Origin of the sequence: Cupriavidus necator N-1 (assembly GCF_000219215.1) — a bacterium.
In the GTDB taxonomy this organism is placed as follows: domain Bacteria; phylum Pseudomonadota; class Gammaproteobacteria; order Burkholderiales; family Burkholderiaceae; genus Cupriavidus; species Cupriavidus necator.
The window spans coordinates 1846746-1872174 of the sequence record NC_015723.1 but is presented as its reverse complement, the minus strand read 5'-3'; the positions used below and the strand labels follow the sequence as shown (position 1 = coordinate 1872174).

General features: G+C 66.2%; 28 protein-coding genes. 20 read left to right on the top strand and 8 right to left on the bottom strand.

Annotated elements, in window-relative coordinates; translation table 11 throughout:
* The first annotated feature begins 14 nt into the window (after positions 1-14).
* The gene (locus tag CNE_RS26540) at positions 15-998 is read left to right on the top strand and encodes a tripartite tricarboxylate transporter substrate binding protein (protein ID WP_013953379.1); all 984 of its coding nucleotides are present in this window, start codon (positions 15-17) and stop codon (positions 996-998) included.
* Positions 999-1090: 92 nt separating this feature from the next.
* Positions 1091-2125 carry a LacI family DNA-binding transcriptional regulator gene (locus CNE_RS26535; protein WP_148271670.1) on the top strand — a complete coding sequence of 345 codons (1035 nt, stop codon included), beginning with the start codon at positions 1091-1093 and terminating at the stop codon, positions 2123-2125.
* Positions 2126-2144: 19 nt separating this feature from the next.
* On the opposite strand, the gene CNE_RS26530 is transcribed toward CNE_RS26535, so the two are convergent.
* Positions 2145-2456: a hypothetical protein gene (locus tag CNE_RS26530; RefSeq protein WP_013953377.1), complete on the bottom strand. Its 312-nt coding sequence runs from the start codon at positions 2454-2456 to the stop codon at positions 2145-2147.
* Positions 2457-2713: 257 nt separating this feature from the next.
* Complete coding sequence (locus CNE_RS26525; protein WP_013953376.1) at positions 2714-3517, bottom strand: SDR family NAD(P)-dependent oxidoreductase; 804 nt, start codon at positions 3515-3517, stop codon at positions 2714-2716.
* A gap of 171 nt (positions 3518-3688) precedes the next feature.
* Here CNE_RS26525 and CNE_RS26520 point away from each other — a divergent pair, with 171 nt between their 5' ends.
* Together CNE_RS26520 and CNE_RS26515 are read left to right on the top strand one after the other, a co-directional pair.
* Positions 3689-4639: a GlxA family transcriptional regulator gene (locus CNE_RS26520; RefSeq protein WP_013953375.1), complete on the top strand. Its 951-nt coding sequence runs from the start codon at positions 3689-3691 to the stop codon at positions 4637-4639.
* A 149-nt stretch (positions 4640-4788) separates the two neighbouring features.
* On the top strand, positions 4789-5253 hold the full coding sequence (locus CNE_RS26515; protein ID WP_013953374.1) for a RidA family protein: 465 nt from the start codon (positions 4789-4791) through the stop codon (positions 5251-5253).
* A gap of 196 nt (positions 5254-5449) precedes the next feature.
* Here the strand turns inward: CNE_RS26515 and CNE_RS26510 are convergent, their stop codons facing one another.
* Positions 5450-6361: a LysR family transcriptional regulator gene (locus CNE_RS26510; RefSeq protein ID WP_013953373.1), complete on the bottom strand. Its 912-nt coding sequence runs from the start codon at positions 6359-6361 to the stop codon at positions 5450-5452.
* Between the two features lie 271 nt (positions 6362-6632).
* Between CNE_RS26510 and CNE_RS26505 the strand changes: the two genes are divergently transcribed.
* The 3 genes from CNE_RS26505 to CNE_RS26495 all read left to right on the top strand — a co-directional run bounded on the left by CNE_RS26505 (position 6633) and on the right by CNE_RS26495 (position 9537).
* Positions 6633-7343 (top strand): SDR family NAD(P)-dependent oxidoreductase, encoded by a 711-nt coding sequence (locus CNE_RS26505; RefSeq protein WP_013953372.1) that lies wholly within the window; start codon positions 6633-6635, stop codon positions 7341-7343.
* Positions 7344-7492: 149 nt separating this feature from the next.
* Positions 7493-8236: a response regulator gene (locus CNE_RS26500; RefSeq protein WP_013953371.1), complete on the top strand. Its 744-nt coding sequence runs from the start codon at positions 7493-7495 to the stop codon at positions 8234-8236.
* Positions 8233-9537, top strand: coding sequence for a sensor histidine kinase (locus tag CNE_RS26495; protein ID WP_013953370.1), 1305 nt, complete (start codon positions 8233-8235; stop codon positions 9535-9537). Before CNE_RS26500 ends, CNE_RS26495 begins: the two co-directional genes overlap by 4 nt.
* 16 nt (positions 9538-9553) lie before the next feature.
* Here CNE_RS26495 and CNE_RS26490 read toward each other — a convergent pair whose 3' ends face one another.
* The gene (locus CNE_RS26490) at positions 9554-11032 is read right to left on the bottom strand and encodes an efflux transporter outer membrane subunit (RefSeq protein ID WP_013953369.1); all 1479 of its coding nucleotides are present in this window, start codon (positions 11030-11032) and stop codon (positions 9554-9556) included.
* Between the two features lie 122 nt (positions 11033-11154).
* On the opposite strand from CNE_RS26490, the gene CNE_RS26485 reads away from it, so the two are divergent.
* The 7 genes from CNE_RS26485 (at position 11155) to CNE_RS26460 (ending at position 16516) form a co-directional block, all read left to right on the top strand.
* Entirely contained in the window at positions 11155-11643 is a 489-nt protein-coding gene (locus tag CNE_RS26485; RefSeq protein ID WP_013953368.1) for a winged helix-turn-helix transcriptional regulator, read from the top strand.
* A gap of 84 nt (positions 11644-11727) precedes the next feature.
* A complete protein-coding gene (locus CNE_RS26480) occupies positions 11728-12834 on the top strand; it encodes an HlyD family secretion protein (protein WP_013953367.1) in 1107 nt (368 codons plus the stop codon).
* Positions 12834-14435: a DHA2 family efflux MFS transporter permease subunit gene (locus CNE_RS26475; protein WP_013953366.1), complete on the top strand. Its 1602-nt coding sequence runs from the start codon at positions 12834-12836 to the stop codon at positions 14433-14435. Before CNE_RS26480 ends, CNE_RS26475 begins: the two co-directional genes overlap by 1 nt.
* A gap of 13 nt (positions 14436-14448) precedes the next feature.
* Positions 14449-14640, top strand: coding sequence for a hypothetical protein (locus tag CNE_RS41110; protein WP_148271669.1), 192 nt, complete (start codon positions 14449-14451; stop codon positions 14638-14640).
* 158 nt (positions 14641-14798) lie between these two features.
* Complete coding sequence (locus CNE_RS26470) at positions 14799-15851, top strand: alpha/beta fold hydrolase (RefSeq protein ID WP_013953365.1); 1053 nt, start codon at positions 14799-14801, stop codon at positions 15849-15851.
* 15 nt (positions 15852-15866) lie between these two features.
* The gene (locus tag CNE_RS26465; protein WP_013953364.1) at positions 15867-15992 is read left to right on the top strand and encodes a hypothetical protein; all 126 of its coding nucleotides are present in this window, start codon (positions 15867-15869) and stop codon (positions 15990-15992) included.
* 89 nt (positions 15993-16081) lie between these two features.
* Positions 16082-16516, top strand: a complete 435-nt coding sequence (locus CNE_RS26460) for a MarR family winged helix-turn-helix transcriptional regulator (RefSeq protein WP_041228676.1) — start codon at positions 16082-16084, stop codon at positions 16514-16516.
* Positions 16517-16548: 32 nt separating this feature from the next.
* On the opposite strand, the gene CNE_RS26455 is transcribed toward CNE_RS26460, so the two are convergent.
* Positions 16549-17325, bottom strand: a complete 777-nt coding sequence (locus CNE_RS26455; protein ID WP_013953362.1) for an enoyl-CoA hydratase — start codon at positions 17323-17325, stop codon at positions 16549-16551.
* Between the two features lie 291 nt (positions 17326-17616).
* Between CNE_RS26455 and CNE_RS26450 the strand changes: the two genes are divergently transcribed.
* From CNE_RS26450 to CNE_RS26440, 3 genes are all read left to right on the top strand, one after another.
* Complete coding sequence (locus CNE_RS26450; protein ID WP_013953361.1) at positions 17617-18105, top strand: winged helix-turn-helix transcriptional regulator; 489 nt, start codon at positions 17617-17619, stop codon at positions 18103-18105.
* A gap of 77 nt (positions 18106-18182) precedes the next feature.
* Positions 18183-18656: a MaoC family dehydratase gene (locus CNE_RS26445; protein ID WP_013953360.1), complete on the top strand. Its 474-nt coding sequence runs from the start codon at positions 18183-18185 to the stop codon at positions 18654-18656.
* Complete coding sequence (locus CNE_RS26440; RefSeq protein WP_013953359.1) at positions 18653-19591, top strand: 2-dehydropantoate 2-reductase; 939 nt, start codon at positions 18653-18655, stop codon at positions 19589-19591. The genes CNE_RS26445 and CNE_RS26440 overlap by 4 nt, the downstream gene beginning before the upstream one ends.
* Positions 19592-19711: 120 nt before the next feature.
* On the opposite strand, the gene CNE_RS26435 is transcribed toward CNE_RS26440, so the two are convergent.
* Together CNE_RS26435 and CNE_RS26430 are read right to left on the bottom strand one after the other, a co-directional pair.
* Positions 19712-20005, bottom strand: a complete 294-nt coding sequence (locus CNE_RS26435) for a putative quinol monooxygenase (protein WP_013953358.1) — start codon at positions 20003-20005, stop codon at positions 19712-19714.
* Between the two features lie 103 nt (positions 20006-20108).
* Positions 20109-20858 (bottom strand): SDR family oxidoreductase, encoded by a 750-nt coding sequence (locus CNE_RS26430; RefSeq protein WP_013953357.1) that lies wholly within the window; start codon positions 20856-20858, stop codon positions 20109-20111.
* Positions 20859-20945: 87 nt separating this feature from the next.
* On the opposite strand from CNE_RS26430, the gene CNE_RS26425 reads away from it, so the two are divergent.
* Together CNE_RS26425 and CNE_RS26420 are read left to right on the top strand one after the other, a co-directional pair.
* Positions 20946-21863, top strand: coding sequence for a LysR family transcriptional regulator (locus CNE_RS26425; RefSeq protein ID WP_013953356.1), 918 nt, complete (start codon positions 20946-20948; stop codon positions 21861-21863).
* A 68-nt stretch (positions 21864-21931) separates the two neighbouring features.
* Positions 21932-23311, top strand: a complete 1380-nt coding sequence (locus tag CNE_RS26420; RefSeq protein ID WP_013953355.1) for an FAD-containing oxidoreductase — start codon at positions 21932-21934, stop codon at positions 23309-23311.
* Positions 23312-23323: 12 nt separating this feature from the next.
* On the opposite strand, the gene CNE_RS26415 is transcribed toward CNE_RS26420, so the two are convergent.
* Complete coding sequence (locus CNE_RS26415) at positions 23324-23956, bottom strand: malonic semialdehyde reductase (RefSeq protein ID WP_013953354.1); 633 nt, start codon at positions 23954-23956, stop codon at positions 23324-23326.
* A 495-nt stretch (positions 23957-24451) separates the two neighbouring features.
* Between CNE_RS26415 and CNE_RS26410 the strand changes: the two genes are divergently transcribed.
* Positions 24452-25390: a S1C family serine protease gene (locus tag CNE_RS26410; RefSeq protein ID WP_013953353.1), complete on the top strand. Its 939-nt coding sequence runs from the start codon at positions 24452-24454 to the stop codon at positions 25388-25390.
* Positions 25391-25429 lie beyond the last annotated feature (39 nt).

Genomic DNA, 25429 nt, shown 5'->3' with positions numbered 1-25429 from the left:
TGAGGAGACACAGAATGATTCGATCCATCCAAGGCACCGTGCTGGCGCTGGCGTCATCGCTCATGCTGGCGGCCGCACCCGCGGCCCACGCGCAACCGCAATATCCCAGCAAGCCGATCCGGCTGGTGGTGCCGTTCTCGGCGGGCAGCGCCACCGACATCCTGGCGCGCATCATCGGCAGCAAGATGGGCGAGGGCGGCACCTACCAGGTGATCGTCGACAACCGCCCCGGCGCCGGCGGCACCCTGGGCGCCACCGGCGTGGCCAAGGCGGCGCCGGATGGCTACACGCTGATCCTGGTTTCGGTCGGGCACGCCATCAACGCCACGCTGTATCCCAAGCTCTCGTATGACACGGTGAAGGACTTCGCACCGGTCTCGCTGGTGGCCACAGTCCCCAATGTGCTGGTGGTCAATGCCGGCAGCAAGTACAAATCGGTGCGGGACGTCGTCAACGCCGCCAAGGCGACGCCGGGCGCACTGAATTTCGACTCGGCGGGTTCCGGCAGCTCTACGCACCTGAGCGGCGAGATGTTCAAGATGCAGGCCGGCATCGACATCGTCCATATCCCGTACAAGGGCACGGGCGAAGCGCTGACCGACGTCATGGCTGGCCGGGGCGACATGATGTTTGCGCCCAGCGTATCGGCCATGCCGTTCGTCAAACAGGGCAAGCTGCGGGCGCTGGCGGTCACCACGGCCAGGCGCGCCAGCGCGCTGCCGGATATTCCGACGGTGGCGGAGTCCGGCTTCCCCGGCTACGCGTTCGACTCCTGGTTCGGCGTGCTGGCGCCCGCCGGCACCCCGAAGGAAGTCGTCGATGCGCTCAATGCCGAGATCGGCAAGGCATTGGCCGCGCCGGATGTGCGCGAGCGCCTTGCCGCCCAGGGCGCGGAGCCAAAGCGCTCGTCGCCGCAGGAGTTTGCTGCCTATATCCAGGCGGAGATCGGCAAGCTGGCGCCAGTGGTCAGGCAATCCGGCGTGAAGGCGGGGCAGTAGCGCTAGCCCGAAGGCGAGCGGCGACGGCGCGGGGGTGGCTTAGAATGGCGTATTCCAATTCTCCCCGGGCTGTCGCCCCGCCAACTGCCGTCATGCCCGAGCGCAAGCGCCTCACCCTGAAAGACCTGGCTGCCGAGATCGACGTGCATTACTCGACCGTCTCGCGAGTGATGAACCCGGCCACGCGGCACCTGGTGGCAGAGGACGTGGCGGCCCGCATCCTGGCGGTTGCCGAGGCTCGCGGCTTCCGCCCCAACCGCATCGCGGCGGGGCTGCGCACCCAGCGTTCCGGACTGGTGGGCGTAGTGCTGCCCGATATCTCCAACCCGGTGTTTCCGCCGATCCTGGCCGGGATTGAATCCGTGCTGGCGCAGCAAGGCTACGTGCCGATCGTGGTCAATGCCGGTACCGACAAAAGCCGGCAGCGTTTTGTCATCGACCAGATGATCGGCCGGCAAGTCGAAGGACTGGTGCTCGCTACCGCGGAACGGGACGATCCGATCCTCGCGTACTGCCTCAAGCAGCATATCCCCGTGGTCACGGTCAACCGCGGCGAAGACACAGGCCGGGTGTCCTGCGTGGTGAGCGACAACCTGCTGGCGATGCGGCAGACGGTCGACCACCTGGTCGGCCTGGGCCACCGCCGCATCGGGCATATTGCGGGACCAGCCTCGCTGTCGACCGGCTTCCTGCGTCGCGAGGGCTTCCTTCAGGCGGTAAAGCGCCACCGCCTGCGCCGCGGCGAATGGCAAGTCATGGAAGCCGCCAGCTATTCGCGTGAAGCCGGCCGGATCGCTTGCGAGCAGCTCTTCGCGGCATTCCCGCAGATGACCGCCATCGCCGCCGGCAATGACCTGGTGGCGATGGGCTGCTACGACTTCCTGCGCGAGCGCGGCATGCATTGCCCCGAGGACGTCTCGGTCGTGGGCCACAACGACATGCCTTTCGCCGACGCCCTGACGCCGCCGCTGACCACCGTGCGCATTGCCGTCCACGAAATGGGCGAGGAGGCTGCCCGCCTCCTGCTCAGGAAGATCGACAAGCCAGCCTCCGATGCCGTCACCGTGCAACTGACGCCGCAACTGATCGTGCGGGGTTCCACGGCAGCGCCGCGCGCAGCGGAATAGCCGACGCCAATGCCGGCTCTCAGGCGTGGGCGCCGTCCTGGTAGGGATCGAAGCTGCGCGCCGGATCGGCGGACGGACCCGTGCGGTCCCACCCGGCCAGGATGCGTTCACCCTTGTCGTACGGATCGACATTGCGCGCGCCCTCGGTGTACGGGTCGCGTGCGTCCTGCACGGCGCGGGCGCCGTCGGTGAATGCGTTGCGTGCGTCCTGCACGGAACGTGCGCCTTCGCTGAACGGATCGCGCGCACCGGGACCGGCGGCCTGGGCGCCGGCGGCGGCAGCTGCCAGGGCGAGGGCGAGAACAATGCGCTTGGTGAGATGGGTAGTCATGGTCGGTTTCCTTGAGGTCTGAGTTGCACTGCGCGGCCGGGATCGTCTTGTCGACGCATGCCGTCGGTCCACGAGATGCATTAAAGGAAACCGGTGTATCTGCGCTATAGCGTGGAGACCCTGTTTCTGTCAGGGCACGTATCGATTCCTGCGCTTGATACATAGCGGTACAAACGGGGCCACGGGAGGAGCGTTCTGGCATGGGTTGCCAGAAGGGGGCGTGGCGTAAAAGCCGCGCCCCGCCTGCGGATGGGCCGTTACCGCGCGACGCCGTACCGGGCAGCGGGCTGGTCACGCGAAAGATTGGGGCCGAGCGCGGCGCGTGCTGCCTCGAACGTGTTCCAGTCGGCCACGTCGGGCAACGACGGCACGGTCATCACCTCGCCCTGGTCCAACCCTGCCAGGGCCGCGTCGACCAGGTCGTCGCCGCTCATGACTATCGATTGCGGCAGGTTCTCGACCGGCTGGCCGGCGGTGTCCCAGAACTCGGTGCGGGTGGCCCCCGGCAGGACTGCCTGGATGCGCACGCCCTTGCCGGCAAGCTCATGTTGCAGCGACTGGCTAAAGGCCAGTACAAACGCCTTGGAGCCGCCGTAGACGCCGTTCAGGATCTCAGGCGCGACCGCCACGACCGAGGCGATATTGATGATCGTGCCCTTGCCGCGCGCGACGAAGGCCGGGGCGGCGGCGTAGGTGAGCCGGGTCAGGGCCGTGACGTTGAGCTCGATCATTGCCTGCATCGTGTCGACATCGGATTCCAGCAGCGGTGCAACGCCGCCGAAGCCGGCGTTGTTGACCAGCGTGGTGATGCTTGCATCCGTGCGCAGGATCTCTTCGATGCGTCGTACATCGGCTGCCTGGCCAAGGTCCGCGGTCACGATCTCGACCGAGCGGCCGGTATCGTCGGTGATCCGGCGGGCCAGTGCTTCCAGCCGCGCGCGGTTGCGTGCCACCAGGATCAGGTCGTGGCCTCTGCGCGCCAGGCGGTCCGCATAGATGGCGCCGATGCCCGAAGAAGCACCGGTGATGAGGGCGGTGCCGGAATGGTTGTGCGTGGTCATGTCAAAGCTCCAGATCAGTGAGGGAGGGGATGTTCGTGGCGGTCGGCGCTGGATCGGCCGGCCGCGTGAAACGTAGATTAGGAGCACAATGGCGATGACATCAATGTCATAGATGCCACCTTTTCTGCCATCGAAGGCAAGATGTTGTTTTGCTGCCCTCAGGAGACCGACATGCATCACGTGGCCCTTGCCCTCTATCCCGGCTTCCAGGTGCTGAACCTCGCGGTTTCGACGGTGCTGGAGTTCGCCAACCGCTCGCTTGGAGAGCCGCTGTACCAGGTCCACTTGCTGTCCGAGCATGGCGGACCCGTATTGAGTTCCGGTGGCTTTTTCGTCAGCACCGAGCCGTTCGGCAAGCGCCGCTTCGATACCGTGCTGGTGGTGGGAGACAACGACGTGCTGCCCACGCCGCCCGCGCTGGTGAAGTTCCTGCAACGTGCGGCGCGGACTTCGCGGCGCATCGGCGCCACCTGCACCGGTGCCTTCAACCTGGCCGAGGCCGGGGTGCTCGATGGCCGCCGCGCCACCACGCACTGGTACCACGCCGAGCAGTTGCGGCGGCGCTTCCCGAACGTCGGCGTGGAAGAGGACCGCATCTTCATCATCGATGGCCCGGTCTGGACCTCGGCCGGGATGTCGGCCTGCATCGACCTGGCGCTGGCGCTGGTGGAGAAAGACGCGGGCGCTGCGGTTGCGCGCGATGTGGCGAAGTTGCTGGTCGTGTATCACCGGCGCGCCGGCGGGCAGTCACAGTTCTCGGCACTGCTGGACCTGGAACCGCGCTCGGACCGCATTCGTGCCGCGCTGGATTTCGCGCGGCAGAACCTGCAACAGGAACTTTCGGTGGAACAACTGGCGGATGCGGCGCACCTGAGCCCGCGGCAGTTCGCGCGCGCATTTCGTGACGAGACCGGGCAGACCCCCGCCAAGGCCGTGGAGCACCTGCGCGTGGAGGCGGCCAGGCTGATGATGGAAAGCGGCCGCCATGCCATCGATGTGGTCGCGCGGGATACCGGCTTCGGTGACCGCGAGCGCATGCGGCGTGCGTTCCTGCGGGCGTTCGGCCAACCGCCGCAGGCGATCCGGCGCATGGCGCGCGGCGATGAATTGCAGACTGCGTAGGGGCGGCCGTGCCGGTACAGCGGCGTGCAAGGAAGCCGGGCATCCGACTTGTTACCTCATGTACCAATTCCTGTTCCCCGCCATGCCTTTATCCCAGGCCGGCGCGCACATAGAGTTGGTCGCGTAACCCTCACCTGATTGGAGCCAGCATGTCTGTGCAAGAACGTCTCGCAGCGCGCGGCCTGGTGCTGCCGCAGCCCCCAAAGCCCCTGTGCAGCTATACCGCGGTCAGCCAGGCCGGCGACCTGCTGTTCATCTCCGGGCAGTTGCCCTTGCAGGATGGCAAGGTGGTCTGGCAAGGCCAGGTCGGCAAGGATCTGGATGTCGGGCAGGGCAAGCGTGCCGCCGAGCTGGCGGCGCTCAACGTGCTGGCGCAGATCCATGCCTATCTGGGTGGCTTCGAGCGCCTGGACCACATCGTCCGCGTCGACGGGCACATCGCCAGCGCGCCCGGCTGGTTCGGGCAGCCGGCGGTGCTCGACGGTGCCTCCGACCTGTTTGGCGAGGTGCTGGCAGAGAAGGCCGGCCACGCGCGAACCATTTCTTCGCACTTCCAGCAGCCGGCGAATGCGGCCGTGATCCTCGTGGTCATTGCCCAGATCCGGCCTGCATAAGAACCCATTTCATAATGAAGAAGGGGCCCGGCAGCAGCCTTCCCTTCGGGTTCAAGCCAGGCGCGGCGCATGCGTCGTTACGGGCCTTGACCTTGGAATGACCAAGGCCGGCGGCCCGCGCCTAGCCTGCGCCGCGCCTGGCTTGAACGCGTCCCCTTCTTCATTATGAAATGGGTTCTAAGCGCGGCGTGAGCCGTTACGCTGAGAACTTCTCGACCAGGAAGTCGACGAACGCCCGTACCCGGCGCGAGACGTGGCGCGCGGACGGGTATAGCAGCACAAAGGGGCGCGTACTGCCGCCGTAGTCCTTCAGCACTTCCACCAGCGTGCCGTCGCGCAGGTCCTGTTCCACCACGAAGCGGTAGGTCTGGAACAGGCCCGCGCCGGCGCGGACCAGCGTGGCCCCGCCCAGGATGTCTTCTGACGCCGCATATGAGCCGGCGGTCACGATATCCGCGTCCTCGCCGTTGACCTGGAACGTCCATGGGATCCGCCGGCCGCTGCTAGGGCGCTCGAACTGGATGCACTCATGCCTGAGCAGGTCCTCGAATGACTGCGGCGTGCCGGCACGCCGCAGATAGCCAGGCGTTGCCACCACCACCAGCTCAGCGTCTTCCAGCTTGCGCGCGATCAGGTTCGAATCATCCGGCGCACGCCCGCGCACCGACAGGTCATAGGTGTCATCGGCGAAGTCCACATTGCGGTTGCTGATGTGCACGTCGATCTCGACTTCGGGGTAGCGCTCGCGGAATGCCGGCAGCACTGGCAGCACGCGATAGTGCGCGTAAGGGGTCGGCAGGCTGATCCGCAGCCGCCCCGCAGGGGCAGATTGCTGGCCGCTGATCTGCCGCTCCGCGTCCACCAACTGCGCCAGTGCGCCGCGGCTCTGCTCGAAATACACCCGTCCTTCGTCGGTCAGGCGGATCTGCCGCGTGGTCCGCACGAACAGCCGCACCCCCAGGCGCTCCTCCAGCCTTTGTACAGTGCGGCTGACTGCGGGCGGCGTCACGCCCGCGGCCACTGCCGCCGCGGTGAAGCTGCCCAGCTCCGCGGCCAGGCAGAACAGCTCGATGCTGCCAAGCTGAAGGTCATCGAATTGCCGTTTCATTTCTCGCACCGGATCAAGCGATGTATCCATCATATGTGCGCCACTGGCGGAAGTCGATGTCCGGGCCGTGGCCGGCGCCGAAGTGACCGCGAGGCTGCGCACGCCATTCCCGCCGGAGGAATCGTCCCGCTCTATTTGTGCTTGTGGCGCAAGACTGTTTGTGCCGCCAGGGTCTTCGAATGCGCAAGCGAATTGCCTAGATTGGAACCCATCGGAGCCGCCGGCCCGATCGGCAAGCAAGCCGATTCAATCTACATCGAGGTTCAAGAAAATGAGCGCAGCACAGAAAGTCGTTGTCATCACGGGCGCATCGCAAGGCATTGGCGCTGAACTGGTCAAGGCGTTCCGGGAACGCGGCCATCGCGTTGTCGCCACCGCGCGCACCATCAAGCCGTCGGACGACCAGGACATCCTGGCAGTCGCCGGCGATATCGCTGATCCGTCCACGGCGCGCCGCGTCATCGCCGAGGCCGTGGCAAGGTTCGGGCGCATCGACACCCTGGTCAACAACGCCGGCATCTTCATCGCCAAGCCGTTCACCAGCTATACCGATGAGGACTACGCGGCCGCCACCGGCATCAACCTGACGGGCTTCTTCCATATCACGCAGCTGGCCATCGCCGAAATGGAGAAGCACCGCAGTGGCCACGTGGTCAGCATCACGACCAGCCTGGTTGACCATGCGATCAGCGGGGTGCCGTCGGTGCTGGCCTCGCTGACCAAGGGTGGCCTGAACGCCGCGACCAAGTCGCTGGCGATCGAGTACGCCAGGACCGGCATCCGCGCGAATGCTGTCTCGCCCGGCATCATCAAGTCGCCGATGCATCCGCCCGAAACCCATGCGGGGCTGAGCGCGCTGCACCCGGTGGGGCGTATGGGCGAGATGCGCGATATCGTCGATGCTGTCCTGTATCTCGACAACGCGCCGTTCGTCACGGGCGAGATCCTGCATGTAGACGGCGGCCAGAGCGCAGGGCATTGAGCGGACACCCCCCGCGGCGCGCGCCGGCGCACCGCGGGTGGTTCCCGGCGGCGCGACGGGGGAATACCCGTCGCGCCGTATTGCGTTAATCTTTCGGTGCCCGGCGCCGCGCCTGGCGGTTTTTCAATCAATCTGCCAAGGTGACGCCGATGGACGCACACACCGACCACATCCTGATCGTGGATGACGACCGCGAAATCCGTGAACTGGTCTCAACCTACCTCACCAAGAACGGCTTGCGCGTTACCGTGGTGCCTGACGGGCGGCACATGCGGTCGTTCCTGGACGTCAACAGCGTCGACCTGATCGTGCTCGATGTAATGATGCCGGGCGACGATGGCCTGGTGCTGTGCCGTGAACTGCGGGCGGGCAAGCACAAGGCCACCCCGGTGCTGATGCTGACCGCGCGCAGCGACGAGACCGACCGCATCGTCGGCCTGGAAATGGGCGCCGACGACTACCTTGCCAAGCCTTTCGCCGCACGCGAGCTGCTGGCCCGCATCAAGGCGGTGCTGCGGCGGACCCGGATGCTTCCGCCCAACCTGCAGATCACCGAGGCCGGGCAGCTGCTTGCTTTTGGCGACTGGCAGCTGGACACCACCGCGCGCCACCTGATTGACCAGGATGGCGTCATCGTCGCGCTGAGCGGCGCGGAATACCGGCTGCTGCGCGTCTTTGTCGACCATCCCCAGCGCGTGCTCAACCGCGACCAGCTGCTCAGCCTCACGCAGGGCCGCGAAGCGGAAATGTTCGAGCGCTCGATCGACCTGCTGGTCAGCCGCTTGCGCCAGCACCTCAGGGACGATGCGCGCGAGCCCCGCTACATCAAGACCGTGCGCAGCGAGGGCTATGTCTTCTCGACGCCCGTGGAGATCCGGGAGGCACGCCAGTGAATCTCCGTGGCTTGCCCTGGCCCCGTACGATGGGCTCGCGGCTGTTCCTGATCCTGCTGGCCGGGCTTATCGTCGCCCATGGCCTGTCGTTCGGCGTCCTGTTTGCCGAGCGCTACATCACCGCGCGCAAGGTCATGCTCGGCACCCTGGAGACCGACGTCTCCACCTCGATCGCCATCCTGGACCGCCTGCCCGCGGCGGAGCGCCCGCAGTGGCTGCGCCACGTGAATCGCGGCGCCTACCAATACATCCTGGGGCCGGGCCTGCCAGGCGTGCCGGAGATGTCCGCGCAGGCCACGGAAGTTGCCAACCGGATCATGGAAGCGAGCGGCGGCCGCTTCGCGGTCAGGGTCGAGTCCATCCCCGGCCAGGGCAAGCGCATGCAGGCCCACCTGACCCTCAGCGATGGCAGCCCGCTGACCATCGACGTGCATCCTAAGCCGACGCCGGTGGCGCAATGGCTGCCTTATGTGCTGGGGATCCAGTTGCTGCTGCTGGTCCTGTGCTGCTGGCTTGCCGTGCGCCTGGCGATCCGCCCGCTGGTGGCGCTGGCCAATGCCGCCGACGCGCTCGACCCGAATGCCAGGACCCAGCCGCTGGGCGAGACCGGGCCCACCGAACTGGTGCGTGCCGCGCGCGCATTCAATGCCATGCGCGAGCGTATTGCCCGCTTTGTCGAAGAGCGCGTGCAGATCCTGGCCGCGATCTCCCACGACCTGCAGACGCCGATCACGCGGATGAAGCTGCGCGCCGAAATGACGGAGGACTCTGAAGACAAGCGCAAGCTGGTGCAAGACCTCACCGAGATCGAGACGCTGGTGAAGGAGGGGCTGGCCTACGCGCGCGCCATGCATGGCGATGGCGAGACGCCGTCGCGGATCGACATCGGCTCGTTCGTCGAGAGCCTGGTCTACGACTACCAGGACACCGGCAAGGCCGTCAGCATCCTGCAGCGTGCCGGCGGCACCCTCGAGACGCGCCCGCACGCCTTGCGCCGCATCCTGACCAACCTGACCGACAACGCCCTCAAGTTCGGCGGGGCGGCGGAGCTGAGCGTGCACCGCGAGGACGGCGGCGCGGTGACCATCAGCGTGCTCGACCGCGGGCCCGGCATCCCGGCTGAGCAGCTCGAGTCCGTGCTGCAGCCGTTTGTCCGGCTTGAGGCATCGCGCAACCGGGAGACCGGCGGCACCGGCCTGGGCCTGGCGATTGCGCACCAGCTTGCGCTGGCGATCGGCGGCTCGCTGACGCTGCGCAATCGCGAGGGCGGTGGCCTGGAGGCGCGGCTCAGGGTGGGTTGAGCCGCTGCCCGCCACGTTACCAGCCGCCCCCCAGCGCACGGAACGTTGCCACCGCCGCGCGGGCATTGTCGGCGCCCACACGTGCCTGCTGGTCGCGCGCGGCCAGCAGCAGGCGGTCTTCCTCCAGCACTTCGAACAGGCTGACCGCGCCGCCCTTGTAGGCGTCCTCGGCGGCGCCGCGCGAGCGCGCGTGGGCAGCCACTTCCACGGTCAGCTCCTTGCCCTGCAACTCCAGCTGGGTCAGCGTAATGATCGCGTTCTCCACGTCCTCGGTGGCGCGCAGCATGGCCTTGCGGTAGGTGGCCAGGGCTTCGGCGTTGGCGCCCTTGGCCTGCGCCACTTCGGCGTCGACCCGGCCGAAGTCGAACAGCCGCCAGCGCAGTCCCGCGATCGCGGCGGGCTGGAAGGCGGATGCGGTGAACAGCTTGCCGGCGGAGAGGCTCTCGAAGCCGAGCAGCGCTGACAGCGACAGCTTCGGGTAGTACTCGGCAGTGGCCACGCCGATGCGGGCACTGGATGCCGCCAGCCGGCGCTCCGCGGCAATCACGTCCGGGCGGCGTTGCAGCAGGTTGGCCGGACCTTGCGCCACGGCGATCTGCGGCACGGCGGTGCGCTCGGTCGGCGTCAGGAGTTCGGCGGCATAGGTGCCCGGATGCGCGCCCATCAATACATCCAGCCGGTTCAGTTGTGTCTCCAGCTCGATCTGCAGCGGCGGGATGGTCACGCGGGTCTGTGCCAGCTGTGCTTCCGCCTGGGCCCGTTCCCGCTCCGCGCCGATGCCATCGGCCAGCCGCAGCTGCACCAGGTCGAGCAGCTTTGCATTGGTCCGCACCTGCTGTTGCGCGATGTTGATGCGCTGCTGCGCGCCGCGCACGCGGAAATAGGCATCGGCCGCTTCGGCGGCTACCAGCACGCGCACGCCCATGTGCTCGGCTTCCGCGGCCTGGGCCTCCGCGCTGGCGGCCTCGGCGCCGCGCCGCAGGCCGCCGGCCACGTCGATCTCCCAGCTTGCTCCCGCACCAGCGCTGTACACCGTCTTGTTGCGGTCAAAGCCTGGCGCGTTCTTGCCGAGGCTGCCCAAAGGCCCTTCCAGCGACTGGCGCTGCCTGGCCACGCTGCCGGACAACGATGCCTGCGGCAGCAGTTCGGCGCCGGCGTGGCTGGCCGCGGCGCGGGCCTGGTCGACCCGCGCAATCGCCGCCGCGAGGTCGAGGTTCTGTTCCAGCGCGCGCTGGATCACGCGCGTCAGCGCGGGATCGTCAAAGCCCAGCCACCAGCTGTCCAGTGACGGTGCCGGCCGGGCCGCGTCCCGGGCGTCCAGTGCCGCTGCGTGCGGATAGGCCGCGGGCATGTCCGAGGCCGGCATGTGGTAGTCGGGGCCGGCCGCGCAGGCCACCAGGGTGGCCGCGGCGCTGGCCGCAAGCAGGGTGGGCAGGAGGTGGGCGATACCGGCGCGGGTGCGCCGGAGCGGGGGACGGAATGGACTTTGGGGCATGACGGATACCTTTCAACAGCGACGAATAAAGCACAAGCCAAAAACTAACTTGCATGATGATAGTTACTACTCTAGACTAACTTTCAAATTGATAGCAACCCCAATTTCGGAGGAAGCCACTCATGCACAGAAAGCCGCTTGCTGAAATGCCTTGCCCCATCGCTCGCACGGTGGCCCGCGTTGCGGACAGCTGGAGCGTCCTGATCCTGCGCGAAGCGTTCTACGGCGTGACGCGCTTTGATGAGTTCCAGCAGAACCTGGGCATCGCCCCCAACATGCTGACCCGCCGCTTGAACTCGCTGGTGGAGGAGGGCATGCTGGAGCGCCGCCCTTACTGCCACCGCCCGCCCCGTTCCGAGTACATCCTGACTGAGCGCGGCCATGACTTCCGCTCGGTCCTGCTGGCCATGCTGGCCTGGGCCAACAAGCATCTCGCGCCCGAGGGCCAAAGCGTGCAGCTGGCCAACCGACTCACCGGCGAGCGTGTCGAGCCGGTACTGGTCGATGCCGCCAGCGGCCGCCCTGTCACCGACCCCGATTTCCACATCGCCCCCGGGCCGGCGGCTACCGACGGCCTGCGGCGCCGGCTGGACCGCTCGGCTGAAGCCTGACCCGAACTCTCCCGAACCCTACCGAACCCTCCACCCATGCCGCCTCGCAGGCGGGATAAGTCCTGAAAGCAGAAAGGAAGTGCCATGACCAGTAATACGCTGACTGAACGGGCGGGTACCGAACCCGTTCCCGCTTCGAAATCCAAGGCCAGCCCCAAGCGGCTGCTGGCAACCGGCGCGCTGGTTGTGGCCGGATTGGCCGCGATCGGCTACGGCTACCACTGGTGGACATCGGCTCGCCACCTGCAGCGTACCGACGACGCCTACGTCGGCGGCGATGTCACGGTGATCGGCGCCAAGGTCGGGGGCTACATCGCGGAAGTCGCGGTGACGGACAACCAGACGGTCCACGCGGGCGACGTGCTGGTGCGTATCGACGACCGCGATTACCGCGCTGCACTGGCCAAGGCCGAAGGCGCCGTGGCGGCGCAACAGGCACTGCTGGCAAACCTGGATGCCACCGCGCGCCTGCAGGAGGCGGTCATCGCCCAGGCCAAGGCCGGCATCGCCGCCACCAATGCAGACACCTTAAGGGCGCGCGACGACCAGGTGCGCTACGCCAGCCTGGTGGCGAAGGCGGCTGTCTCCATCCAGAGCTCGCAGAAGGCTGACTCGGACTACAAGCAGGCCCAGGCCAATGGCGAGAAGGCGCGTGCCGCGCTGCTGGCCGCGCAGCGCCAGCTGGACGTGATCGGCACGCAGAAGCAGCAGGCGCAGGCGTCGCTGGCGCAGGCGACCGCCGAGCGCGACATTGCGAAGCTGAACCTTGGCTATACGGAACTGCGCGCGCCCGTGGACGGCACCGTGGGCAACCGGCGCGCCCGCGTCGGCGCCTTTGCTGGTGCCGGCAGCCAGCTGCTGTCCATCGTGCCGGCTAGCGGGCTGTGGGTGGACGCCAACTTCAAGGAAGGGCAACTGGCGCACATGCGCCCCGGCATGCCGGTAGAAATTGAAGCCGATGTGCTGCCGGGGCGGGTCTTCCATGGCCACGTCGCCAGCCTGGCGCCGGCCACCGGTGCGCAGTTCAGCGTGTTGCCGCCGGAGAATGCCACCGGCAACTTCACCAAGATCGTCCAGCGCGTGCCGGTGCGGATCCGCCTGGACGAGCAGGACGCCCGGCTTGGCGTCCTGCGCCCGGGGCTGTCGGTTATCGCCCAGGTCAACACGCAGCCCGGCAAGCAGGTGCAGTGATGACCACGGCCACCCTGACCACCCCTGCGTCCGCCGTGGCGGTGACGCCGGACGCGATGTCCACCGCCGCCAAGGTGTTCGCCTTCAGCACGATGTGCGTGGGCATGTTCATCGCCTTGCTGGATATCCAGATCGTTTCCGCCTCGTTGCGTGATATCGGCGGCGCGCTCTCGGCCGGCGCCGATGAAACCGTGTGGGTGCAGACCAGCTACCTGATCGCCGAGATCATCGTCATTCCCTTGTCCGGCTGGCTGTCGCGCGTGATGTCGACACGCTGGCTGTTCGCTGCCTCCGCGGCGGGCTTCACGATAACCAGCCTGCTGTGCGGGGTGGCGTGGGACATCAACAGCATGATCGTGTTCCGGGCGCTGCAGGGTTTCCTGGGCGGCTCGATGATTCCGATGGTGTTCACCACGGCCTTTGCCTTCTTCGTCGGCCCCCAGCGTGTCATCGCCGCCGCCACGGTCGGCGGGCTGGCCTCGCTGGCGCCGACGCTGGGGCCCACCATCGGCGGCTGGATCACCGATCATTATTCCTGGCACTGGCTGTTCTTCATCAACCTGGTGCCGGGCATCTTCGTCACCATTGCCGTGCCGCTGCTGGTCAAGGTCGACCGGCCCGACTGGTCGCTGGTGCGCGGTGCCGACTACCTGGGCATGGGCCTGATGGCGCTGTTCCTGGGCTGCCTCGAATACACGCTGGAAGAAGGGCCGCGCTGGGACTGGTTCGGCGACGACGTGATCCTGGCCACCGCCTGGATCGCCGGCCTGTCGGGCGTGGGCTTCATCTGGCGCACGCTGACCTATGCCAACCCCGTGGTGGACCTGCGCGCGCTCAAGGACCGGAACTTCGCGCTCGGCTGCTTCTTCTCCTTTGTCACCGGCATCGGCATCTTTGCCACCATCTACCTGACCCCGCTGTTCCTGGGGCGCGTGCGCGGCTTCAGCGCGCTCGATATCGGGCTGGCGGTGTTTTCGACCGGCGTGTTCCAGATGGCGTCGATCCCGCTCTATGCCTTCCTGGCCAACCGGGTCGACCTGCGCTGGCTGATGATGATCGGCCTGGGGCTGTTCGCGGTGTCGATGTGGCACTTCGCGCCCATCACGCACGACTGGGGCGCGGCACAACTGTTGCTGCCGCAGGCGCTGCGCGGCATGGCCCAGCAGTTCGCGGTGGCGCCCACCGTGACACTGACCCTGGGCAGCCTGCCGCCGGCGCGGCTCAAGCTTGCGTCCGGGCTGTTCAACCTGATGCGCAACCTGGGTGGGGCCATCGGAATCGCGGCCTGCGCGACCGCGCTCAACAACCGCGGCAATATGCACTTCCTGCGCGAGGCAGAGCACCTGAACATCCGCAATGAAGCCATGGGCAACGTGTTGCAAGGGATCAGCGACCAGTTCGTCGCGGTCGGGCACGATGCCCTCGATGCGCAGACCGCGGCCCTCAGGCAATTGTGGGGGCTGGCCTGGCGCGAGGCGCAGACCCAGACCTTTGGCGACATCTTCCTGCTGATCCTGGTCTGCTTCGCGATCGCCACCGCCATGGTGCCGCTGATGCGCAAGGTTGGAGCGCCGAAGGGGCCGTCGGCAGACGCGCATTGAGGGCGGAAATGCCATGAAAATCAGTCTGTGCAAGCGGTACCTGGCTGTCGCGCTGATCGCGGCGAGCGCTACGGTGGCGTATGCGGGGGAGCGCCCGCGCGACAACGGTGTGGCGTGCGCTCGCGCAGCTAATGCTTATTGCAATCTTCCAGATAAGGGCAACAGGCCAATGCCGCAAGGCGTGCCGCAGGGAGAGTCCGCTTGACTGGCGTGCCAGTCCGTCAGCCGGGCTGCTTTGTATCCACGTATGTCGCCATCGCGGATACATACACAGCGATACAAATTCCCTGAAATCCGACACATTCCGCTTGCCATGGCCTCCTAGACTCGTGCTCACATTGATCACGCAAACAGGAGAAGCAAATGTCGAAGACAGTCGATCTACCTCGTCGAGGCTTTCTGGGAGCAGCGGCAGCGACGCTGGCCACCGCGCCGTTCGGGCTGCCGCAGGCCGCCCGCGCGCAAACCGGTGTGTCGAAGGCGCCGCCGCTGCCCTTGACCACGCCGGGCACCCATGCCAGCTTCGCGCCGGTCAAGCACGTCAACGCCGGCGTGCTGAATATCGGCTACGCCGAGGCCGGCCCTGCCACAGGGCCCGTCGCGCTGCTGCTGCACGGCTGGCCCTACGACATCCACAGCTTTGTCGACGTGGCACCCCTGCTGGCGGCCCGCGGCTATCGGGTGATCATTCCCCACCTGCGTGGCTTTGGCTCGACGTCCTTCCTGTCTGCCGACACCATGCGCAACGGCCAGCCCGTGGCAATCGCCGCCGACATGATCGCGCTGATGGACGCGCTGAATATCCGCAACGCCGTAGTGGCCGGCTTTGACTGGGGCGCACGCACCGCCGACATCATGGCGGCGATCTGGCCGGACCGCTGCAGGGGGTTGGTTTCGGTCAGCGGCTACCTGATCGGCAGCCAGGCAGCCGGCAAGCAGCCGCTACCGCCTGAGGCCGAGCTCCAGTGGTGGTACCAGTTCTATTTCTCCACCGATCGGGGCCGCGCCGGCTATCAGAAGTACACGCACCAGTTCGCCAGGCTGATCTGGAAACTGGCATCGCCGCAATGGCAGTTCGATGATGCGACGTTCAATCGCAGCGCCGCCGCCTTCGACAATCCCGACCACGTGGAAATCACCATCCACAACTACCGCTGGCGGCAGGGGTTGGCCAGCGGCGAAGCCAGGTTCGACGACTTCGAGAAGCGGCTCGCCACGGCCCCCACCATCGGCGTGCCCACCATCACCATGGAAGGCGATGCCAACGGCGCGCCGCACCCCGAACCCAGCGCCTATGCCAGCAAGTTCACGGGCCGCTACGAGCACCGGAACCTGACGGGCGGGATCGGCCACAACCCGCCGCAGGAAGCGCCCACCGCGTTTGCGCAGGCGGTGCTCGATGTTGACAGGCGCTGACGCATGAGGGGCGCAATGCGCAGATTGCTGATACTGGCTGCCATGACGCTGTCGGCGCTGGCATCGGAGCTGGGCGGCGCAGGCTATCGGTGCGCATGGTCGGGCATGCCCCGGACCATGCGCCCGGAGAAGCGGGCATGAAACAGGGGCGGTTGGGGCGCTGAGGGCTACGCCGGCGCATGATAATATTCGCATGCGAACGAAATCTCACCCTTTATGACGCACCAGACATGGAACATCGCCTCGTCTACCTGTTGAACGTGGGCCAGCGGCGCCTGCACCGGTGGGCACAAGCGCGCACTGCCGCGGGTGGCGTGACATCAGCCCAGGCCGGACTGCTTTTCTTCCTGGGCAGCAACGATGGCGCGCTGACGAGCGAGGCTGCCGCGGCGCTGGACCTGGGCGCGCCTGGGATGAGTGGCCTGGCCGACCGGACCGAAAGGGCCGGCCTGATCGAGCGCCGGCCGGACGAGAACGATGGCCGTGCCTCGCGCCTGTGGCTGACGGAGGCAGGGCGCCTGGCACGCCAGCGTTCCAAGGCGAGCATGAAGGTATTGAATGCCAGGCTGACTGAAGGTTTCACCGCCGCCGAGATCGACGTGGTGGCGCGCTGGCTGACCAGCCTGCAGACAAAGTTTCCGGCCGCGGACGAGGGCGAGGTGTAGCCTGGCAGCGGCCGGAAAGCGAGGCAGTCGACTTACTGCCCGGCAACCCTGGTGAAGTCTGGTTTGCGTTTTTCGGCGAAGGCCGAGAATGCTTCCCGGGCTTCCGCACTGGCCAGCCGCTCCTCGAACCTGGCGCTTTCGCTGTTCATCTGCGAAACCAGTTTTTCCGCATCGCGCATGAGCTGTTTCATTGCGCTCAGGGAGCCCGCCGGCCTGGCGGCAATCTTCTCGGCCATCCGGCGCGCATCCGTGCGCAGCTGGTCATTGGCGCAAACCTTGTTCGCAATGCCCCATGCCACGGCGGTTTGCGCGTCAAGCGGCTCGCCCAGCGCGAACATCTCGAAGGCCCTGACGTGTCCGATCCGCAGCGGGAGCAGGTAACTCGAAGCCGCTTCGGGAACCAGGGCGAGATTGACGAAAGGCGTGATCAGTTGCGCGTCCTGGCCGAGCACGACGTAATCACAATGCAGCAGCATGGTGGTCCCGACGCCGACGGTCTTGCCATTGACCGCGGCGACAATCGGTACGGTCGAATTGGCAAGGGCGCGCAGGAAGCGATGCACGTGACGTTCGCTGGGGCCATTTCCCGATGCGATCGCCGCGAATTCGCCGAGATCATTGCCGGCGGTAAAGCTGTTCCCATCCCCCTGCAACAGCAATACCCGGATAGCCCGGTCCTGCTGTGCCTGCTCGATAGTATCGGCAAGCGCGCCGTACATCTCGTTCGTCAAGGCGTTCATCTTGTCGGGCCGGGCAAGCGTCATGGTCAGCACGCCGCCGGTGAGGTCAACGCGGATTTCTGGGGTCATTGGTCGGTCTCCAGGTGAGAGTTGCACGCCTGCCGTGCAGGCATCGCGATTAAGTTCGCATGCGAACTATATAGATAGTTCGCGCGCGAAGTAAATGGTTGGGGCCGGGCAGTGTGCGGAATCGGCGCTGGGGTAGCGTCCTCGACACAGGCGGTGTGGGCAGGCGCGTGTTTTCGGTGCCTGACGGGCGCGGAATACAGTACAAGCGAAAAACGAACTTGCATGATGATAGTGACTACCCTAGACTAACTATCAAATCGATAGCAAGTAGGTTTTTCGAGGAAGCTAATCATGCAGAAGAAGCCACTGGGCGAAACGCCGTGTCCGATCGCACGCACCGCGGCCCGCGTTGCCGACAGCTGGAGCGTATTGATCCTGCGCGAAGCCTTTTACGGCGTGACCCGGTTCGACGAGTTCCAGCAAAACCTGGCTATCGCGCCCAATATGCTCACGCGCCGCCTGAACTCGCTTGTCGAAGAAGGCATGCTTGAGCGTCGCCAGTATTGCGACCGCCCGCCTCGCTCCGAGTACATCCTGACCGAGCGCGGGCGCGATTTCCGCCAAGTGCTGCTGGCCATGCTGGCCTGGGGCAACAAGCATCTCGCGCCCGAAGGCGAAAGCGTGCAGTTGACGAACCGGCGCACCGGCGTGCGCGTGGAGCCTGTGCTGGTCGACCCCGCCAACGGGCGCCCTGTCACCGATGCCGACTATCACCTTGCGCCCGGCCCCGCCGCCAGCGACCGCGTGCGCCAGCGGCTGACCCGCTCGGCGGAAGCCTGAGCCGGATTTCCCGCGCAGCTAATTCTTGTTCCAACCTTCAAGCCGGAAAGATCAGCGCAAACCATCTGGAAGAAGAAATGAACATTCAATACATTGAGGACCTCGCGCCGGGCCAGAAATACGGTTCGGGGCGTCTGACCGTCGAGCCTGAAAGGATCAAGGCCTTTGCTGCCGAGTTCGACCCGCAGCCTTTCCATCTCGATGAAGCAGCCGCCCGCGACACGCTATTTCGTGGACTGGCTGCGAGCGGTTGGCATACCGCTGCGCTGACGATGCGCCTGCTGGTCGACGGCGAGTTCCGGCCCGCAGGCGGCATCCTCGGCGCGGGCTTCGAGGAACTGCGCTGGCCAAAACCGGTACGCCCCGGCGATGAACTGCATATCGAGAGCGAGATACTGGAAGTGCGGATTTCGAAATCGCGCCCCGACCAGGGCATCGTGAAGGTGCGTACCACAACCTTCAACCAGGCCGGCGAGCCAGTGCAGGTTTTCACCGCCAACCTGATCGTCCAGCGGCGCCCCGCAGCCGCCGCGCAGGCAGAGGCATCATGAAGATTCTAGTACTCGGTGCCGGGGCCATGGGCGGCTACTATGGCGCTCGCCTGATCGAGGCGGGCGCCGATGTCACCTTCATGTTGCGGCCCGGCCGCGCGCGGGCACTTGAACGGGTTGGCCTGGCCGTGCGTAGCGAACTTGGCGACTTCCATCGCCCGGTAAAAATGGTCCTGGCCGGCCAGGTCGACGCGCAGTTCGACCTGGTCCTGCTGGCATGCAAGGCCTACGACCTTGCCGACGCGATCCGGACCGTCAGCCCGGCCGTTGGCCGGGACACTGCGGTATTGCCTCTGCTCAACGGCCTTGACGCCTATGACCGGCTCGACCAGTGCTTTGGCAGGCAACGCGTGCTGGGTGGAGTCGCATACATCGCGACAACGCTGGCGGCGGACGGGACCGTCGTGCACGCCGGCCGCATGGACCGGCTGGTAGTCGGCCCGCGCGCCGCGCAGGCGTCGGCATTGGCCGCGGATTTCCATGCGCTGGTGTCCAGGGCGGGGGGTACGCGTGAACTATCGGGCGCCATCGGGCAGGAGCTGTGGAACAAGTGGGCCATGATCGCCGCCGGCGCAGTGATGACATGCCTGATGCGCGGGACCGTGGCGGACATCATGAAGACACAGGATGGCCGCCGCCTGATGCTTGACGCGATTGCGGAGTGCCGCACGGTGGCGCAATTGTGCGGTCATCCCATCCCTGAACCCGTTGTCGCTGCCATGCAGGCCCGACTGCTGGACGAAACATCGACCTGGGCTGCCTCGATGATGCGGGATATTGCGCAGGGCGCCCCACGCATAGAAGCCGATGCCATCGTCGGCGACCTCATCAAGCGCGCAGCCGGGTACGGGCATGAACTTCCGTTGAGCCGTGCGGCATATTGCCACCTGCAGGTCTATGAGCACCAGTGCGCTGCGCACCAGACGGCTGGCTGAGCAGTCTTCGCTCATTCATGCCAGAGCGCAGGCACAGACCGAATCAGCCCACGCCGCCGTGGCGGCATTCAAGGCGCTCGGCGGGGGGGGCCGGCAGCTGCCTTATAGGGCAAAACCGCTTCAGTTGCCGGCTTTCTGGTAGTCGCGCACTGGCGTCAGAAACTCCAGCGTGCGTGGTGCTTTCAGCAGATCGGCCAGCACCGCCTCGTATTCGCGCCGGTAGGACGCTTTCAGGTGGTGGTCCTTGAAATGCTGCTCGCTGCAGGCCCAGTTCTCATAGAGAACAAGGGTGTCAGGATCTTCGAGCGAGCGGTGCAGATACGTGTTGATAAAGTCCGGCTCCTTCGACATCTGGTCGAGGATATAAAGCAGTTTCGACTCGAGCTCGGCGCGCCGCTCGGGCTTGCCCGGCAAATGGACGATAAAGGCAATGGATTGATTCTGGTACTGCTCCAGGCAGGATGGGCCACGTCATGCGCGGAACGTGCTCAACGCCGCGGCCCGCAAAGGCATTGACTTAAAGTTGGCTCATGCCACCGTCGGCGATGATTTCGGTACCGACGATGAAGGCCGATTCCGGTGCCGACAGATGCAGCACCGTCGACGCAATCTCCGTCGGCTGGCCGAAGCGGCCCAGCGGGATCTGGCTCTGGATCTGCGCGGCAGTGGCCGACAGGGTGTCGGCTTCCAGGCCCAGCTTGCCGTACAGCGGCGTTGTCACCGGCCCGGGGCTGACCACATTTACCCGGATGCCCGAGCTGACCAGCTCACCCGACAGGGTCCTGGCCAGCGAGATCAGTGCTGCCTTGCTGGCGGCATACACGGAAGACATCGGCATGCCGATGCGCGCATTGATGGAGCCATTCAGCACGATCGACGTGCCCGGGTTCAGCAGCGGCAGCAGCGCCTGGATCTGGAAATACGCGCCCTTCACGTTGGCGTTGAAGGTGGCGTCCCATAGTGCCTCGTCCACATCGGCAACGGCGGCAAACTTGGCAATGCCGGCGTTGATGAAGACGGCGTCCAGGCGGATGCCGGCGTCGGTCAGCTGGCGAGCCAGGTCACGCGCGGCCTGCACGGTGCCGGTTTCGTTGCGGATGGCGATGGCCTCGTTGCCGAGCGTGGCGCGGGCGACCTCCAGTGCCGCTGCGTCGCGGCCGGTGATGACCACGCGGGCCCCTTCCTGGGCGAATGCCTGGGCAGCCGCCAGGCCGATGCCACTGTTGCCGCCAGTGACCAGAACGGTCTTGCCTTGGAAGCGATTCATGATGTCCTCCGGTTTGGAAAGTTGAACTTGAACAATCGCGTGAGTGGAGTATGGGCGCTGGCCTGCGCACGTTCGAAGGAGTCGCACATGTTGTCGGAAGACGAACTGGCCCTGCTGGAGGCCATCCGCGAGGCCGGCAGCCTGTCGCGCGCGGCGGCCAGGCTGGGCAAGGCGCCGTCCACGGTGTCGCACGCCGCGCGGCAGCTGGAGCAGCGCTTCGACGCACTCCTGTTCGACCGCCGCCGCTACCGCCTGCAGTTGACGCGTGCCGGCGAATTGCTCACGGAAGAAGCCGCCCGGCTTGCGCAGGATGTCGCGCGCGTCACACAGCGCGTGCGGCAGGTCGCCAACGGCTGGGAAGACCGGTTGTGGATCGTGACCGACGAGCTGATGGAATTCGAGACCCTGATGCCCGTCATGCACGCGTTCGACGCGCAGGAATCCGGCGTGGCGCTGCGCGTCACGCACGAAGTGCTGGCCGGCACCTGGGAAGCGCTGCGGGACGGCCGCGCCGACCTGGTCATCGGTGCCACCAACGAGCCGCCCGCCATCCCTAGCCTGGGGTGGTTCGAGCTGGGCGTGATCGAATGGGTGTTTGCGGTCTCGCCCCGGCATCCGCTGGCGGCCGCCTGCCAACCATTGACGCGTGAGGAGATCGCCCGCCATCGTGCCGTGGTGGTGGCAGATTCATCACGCCTCACGGGCGGCCGCGCTTACGGCATGGTGGGCGGACAGCGCTTGCTGGCCGTACCGAGCATGCGAGCCAAGACCCTGGCGCAGCGCGATGGCCTGGGGATCGGCTGGCTGCCCAGGCACCGGGTCGGCTCGCTGCTGCAGCGCGGCGAACTGGTAGAGAAGCGCACCGCCGACCCGCGCGAGCCCAACACGCTCTACGTGGGCTGGCGCGGCGATCACGAAGGCCGCGCGCTGCAATGGTGGCTGGAGCAGTTGCGACGGCCCCGGCTGGCCAGGCTGCTGGTGCGGGGCGTCGACACCTACGCGTAGCTGGCAGGGAAGCGTCCTACCACCTAAAGTAGCTTGTGGCTTTGCGGTACCAGGCAAGGAGAATCGTGATGGCCCAAGGATTCGACGCGATCATCATCGGCACCGGGCAAGCCGGCCCCGCACTCGCTGCGCGGCTGGCCGGCGCGGGCATGAAAACGGCCGTCATCGAGCGCGCGCGTTTTGGCGGCACCTGCGTGAACACCGGCTGCATTCCCACCAAAACCCTCATCGCAAGCGCGTACGCGGCGCAACTGGCGCGGCGGGCTGCCGAGTACGGCGTGACCATCGGCGGGCCGGTCGCCGTCGACATGAAGCAGGTGAAGGCACGCAAGGACGAGATCTCCGGCCGTTCCAGCAACGGAGTGGAACAGTGGATGCGCAGCCTGGAGAACGGCACGGTCTATCAGGGGCACGCCCGCTTCGAAAGCGCGCATGGTGTGCGGGTCAACGGCGAACTGCTGGAAGCCGACCGGATTTTCGTGAACGTCGGCGGCCGGGCCCTGGTTCCGCCCATGCCCGGGCTGGACCAGGTACCGTACCTGACCAACTCGAGCATGATGGCGGTGGATTTCCTGCCGGAGCACCTGATCGTCATCGGCGGCAGCTACGTGGGTCTGGAGTTTGGCCAGATGTACCGGCGTTTTGGCTCCAGGGTGACCGTTGTCGAAAAAGGCCCGCGCCTGATCCAGCGCGAAGACGAGGATGTGTCGCAGGCAGTGCGGGAGATCCTGGAAGCCGAGGGGATCGAAATCCGGCTCAATGCCAACTGCCTGAGCGCGCGCAGGGAAGGCGATCATGTTGCCGTCGGGCTGGATTGTTCGGATGGGGCGCGCGACGTCCACGGCTCGCACCTGCTGCTGGCGGTTGGGCGTGTGCCCAACACCGAGGACCTGGGGCTGGATCAGGCCGGGGTCGAGACCGACGCTCGCGGTTATATCCAGGTAGACGAACAGTTGCGCACCAACGTCCCCGGCATCTGGGCGCTTGGCGATTGCAATGGCCGCGGTGCGTTCACGCATACGTCATACAACGACTATGAGATCGTCGCCGCCAACCTTCTCGACAACGATCCCCGCAAGCTGACGGACCGCATCGCAGCCTATGCCATGTTCATCGACCCTCCGCTCGGCCGCGCCGGCATGACGGAAGCAGAAGCCCGGCAATCCGGCCGCAGGCTGCTGGTCGGCTCTCGCCCCATGAGCCGCGTCGGGCGAGCCGTGGAGAAGGGCGAGAGCCAGGGCTTCATGAAGGTCGTGGTCGACGCCGATACCCGCATGATCCTGGGTGCCGCGATCCTCGGCGTGACCGGCGACGAGGTGATTCACTCACTGCTCGACATCATGTATGCCAAGGCACCCTATACCACCATCAGCCGCGCGATGCACATCCATCCCACGGTGTCCGAGCTGATACCAACGCTGCTGCAGGAACTGCGGCCACAGGCCTAGGTACTGCCTCCTTCAGAGCAGTTTGCACGCCTCATCGAATTCCAGGCGGGGGCTGCGCGGAAACAGCTTGGCAGGGTCGCCATAGCCGAGATTGCACAGGAAGTTCGATTTCACGTGACTGTCCGGGAAATATTCGAGCTGGAAGGCATTGTCCTTGGGGTCCGCCGGAAAGAATTCGTGATCGACCTTGGCATTGTCGAAGCCGGACATCGGCCCGCAATCGAGCCCCAGCGAGCGGGCGGCGATGATGAAGTACGCGCCCTGCAGGGAACTGTTTCGCCTCGCAGTAGTTAGGGCGAGCTCCGGGGTATCGGCGAACCACGAGCGTGCGTCCGCGTGCGGAAACAGCTTGGGCAGAAGTTCGTAGAACTTGATGTCATAGGCGATGATGGCGGTGACCGGTGCGGCCATGGTTTTCTCGACATTGCCCGGCGCCAGCGCGGGCAACAGGCGCTGCTTGGCCTCAGGGGTACGCAGGAACAGAATGCGCGCGGGAGAGCAGTTGGCGCTGGTCGGCGCCCATTTCATCAAGTCATAGAGCTGCCGCAGGGTTTCGTCGCTCACGGGCTGGTTCAGCCATGCGCTGTGCGTGCGAGCCTCGCGAAAGAGCAGATCCATGCCTTCTTCACTCAAGCGCTTGTTCATGGTTATCTCCTGAAACGAAATCGGACTACGCGGCTGCCCGGCCGCGTTGCCGCTTCTGTCTAGCATAGGCAGCGCCGCTCGTCGCCGCGCCGCCGGCTTTCGCATGGATCCGCAGGGCTTGTCCGCGCCATCGGCATGTGCCAGCGCGGCCAGGGGCCCAGGTATCCGAAAAGCCGCTTTGGCACGCCGGGCGAAACGCGAAGTGATCCGGTCGAAGTGACGATTGCCGGCCCTGGTGCTCGGGGCGATACTGGCGAACACTTGGCGCACCGGTGCGACGAAGAATGGGGAAGCAATGGACGAGAAGACAAAGGCTCGTACAAACACATACGCCGCGCGCGAGTCCCCCTGCACCAGCTACCCATCCGGGTGGTGCGCGGCCGTCGTGCGCCTGTCATTGTGAAACCACTCGTCTGCGCTTGCCTGCCTGGCTTCCTCAAGCTGGCCGGGCGCGCGACGCATCGGTTCACGTAGCAAATGGCAGGAGTCATCACCATGGAAACCTCAACCCCCAGCGGAAATCCCTTGCAGGATCTTTCCGCCAACTTGGCAGCCATTGCCGAGCGCGTCGGCCAGAGTGTCGTCGCGGTGCACGGGCGGCATCGCTTTCCCTCCAGTGGAGTCATCTGGCAACCCGGCGTGGTGGTCACGGCCGCGCATACGCTCAGGCAGGAAGACGGCATTGAAGTCACCCTGGCCGATGGCCGTACCGTGGCGGCCGTCCTGGTGGGACGGGACCCTGGCACCGACCTGGCCGTACTGAGGCTCGATGGCGTGGCGTCGAACCCGGTCGAGACCGGTGATGCGCGCTCCCTGAAGGCAGGCCATCTGGTGCTCGCGGTGGCGCGAGTGGACCGGCTTGGCACCAGCGCGGATTTCGGCGTTGTCGGCACTGCCGGCGGTCCATGGCGTACCTGGCGAGGCGGGCAATTCGACGCCTTCGTGCGGCTTGACGGCGGCCTGCGCCCCGGTTTCTCCGGAGCGGCCCTGGCGGATATGCAGGGGCGGGTCACGGGCCTGTGCACATCGGCGCTCGCGCCTGGCGCTGGCATCCTGATACCGGCAGCGACAGTGGCGCGCGTGAGCGGCGAACTGCTAAGCAAAGGACGTGTCTCGCACGGCTACCTTGGCGTGGGCACGCAGCCGGTGAGCCTGTCGGAGTCTTGGGTGACGAAGCTGAATCTGGCGTCCGGGCGCGGGCTACTGGTGGTATCGCTTGCGGCGGGCGGGCCTGCGGAGCAAGCCGGGGTGCTGATCGGGGATGTACTGATCGAACTGGATGGCAAGCCATGCCAAGACATGGACGACGTCCATGCCGCGCTGGGCGGCGACCGCATCGGGCAGTTGCTGAAGATCGGGCTGATCCGGGGTGGCGAGCGCAAGGAGTGCTCGGTCACGGTGGGCGAACGCCAGCAACGGAAGTCGTGCGGCTGAGATTCATGCAAGCCGTCGCATGCCGGATGCCAGGATGAC